Raw genomic sequence first — 1,278 nt, 5'->3', positions numbered from 1 at the left:
AAAGGACAAAATTCGTCCTTTCTTTTTTGATATTTAGAGCGATGAAAATCCGTTTTTTGAAGTTTTCAAAGTTCCGAAAACCAAAGGCATTGCGCTTGATAAGTTTGATGAGATTATTGGTGGCTTCCAGTTTGGCGTTGGAATAGGGTAGTTGAAGGGCGTTGACAATCTTTTCTTTATCCTTGAGGAAGGTTTTAAAGACAGTCTGAAAAAGAGGATGAACCTGCTTAAGATTGTCCTCAATAAGTCCGAAAAATTTCTCTGGTTCCTTATTCTGGAAGTGAAAAAGCAAGAGCTGATAGAGCTGATAGTGGTGTTTCAAGTCTTCTGAATAGCTCAAAAGCTTGTCAAGAATCTCTTTATTCGTTAAGTGCATATGAAAAGTAGGGCGATAAAAACGTTTATCACTCAATTTACGACTATCCTGCTGGATGAGCTTCCAGTAGCGCTTGACGGCCTTGTATTCATGGGATTTTCGATGAAACTGATTCATGATTTGGACACGGACACGACTCATAGCACGGCTAAGATGTTGCACAATATGGAAACGATCTAGAACGATTTTAGCGTTTGGAAAAAGTTGTCTAGCCAAGTCATAGTAGGGGCTAAACATATCCATAGTAATGATTTTCACTCGACATCGGACTGCCCTATCATATTTAAGAAAGTGATTTCGGATAATAGCTTGTGTTCGTCCCTCAAGAACAGTGATAATATTGAGCTTTTCAAAATCTTGTGCAATGAAGCTCATCTTTCCCTTAGTAAAAGCGTACTCATCCCAAGACATAATCTCAGGAAGACAAGAAAAATCATGCTTAAAACGGAAGTCATTGAGCTTGCGAATGACAGTTGAAGTTGAAATGGACAGCTGATGGGCAATATCCGTCATAGAATTTTTTTCAATCAGCTTCTGAGCAATTTTTTGGTTGATAATACGAGGGATTTGGTGATTTTTCTTGACGAGAGAGGTTTCGGCGACCATCATTTTTGAACAGTGATAGCACTTAAAACGGCGTTTTTTAAGGAGAATTCTAGTAGGCATACCAGTTGTTTCGAGGTAAGGAATCTTAGACGGTTTTTGAAAGTCATATTTCTTCATTTGACTTTCACAATCAGGACAAGATGGGGCGTCGTAGTCCAGTTTGGCGATGATTTCCTTGTGTGTATCCTTATTGATGATGTCTAGAATCTGGATATTAGGGTCTTTAATATCGAGTAGTTTTGTGATAAAATGTAATTGTTCCATATGATTCTTTCTAATGATGGTTTGGTCGCTTT

At 38.1% G+C, this 1,278-nt stretch carries 1 protein-coding gene; it reads right to left on the bottom strand.

Annotated features, from left to right (window positions below; genetic code table 11):
* Window positions 1-1,246: ISL3 family transposase (locus HT722_RS08935; RefSeq protein WP_173278702.1), on the bottom strand; the 1,246-nt coding region annotated here is incomplete at its 3' end.
* Window positions 1,247-1,278: the final 32 nt, after the last annotated feature.

Source organism: Streptococcus sp. 53, from assembly GCF_013276565.1.
GTDB lineage: Bacteria > Bacillota > Bacilli > Lactobacillales > Streptococcaceae > Streptococcus.
This window is presented reverse-complemented; position numbering and strand designations above follow the sequence as displayed.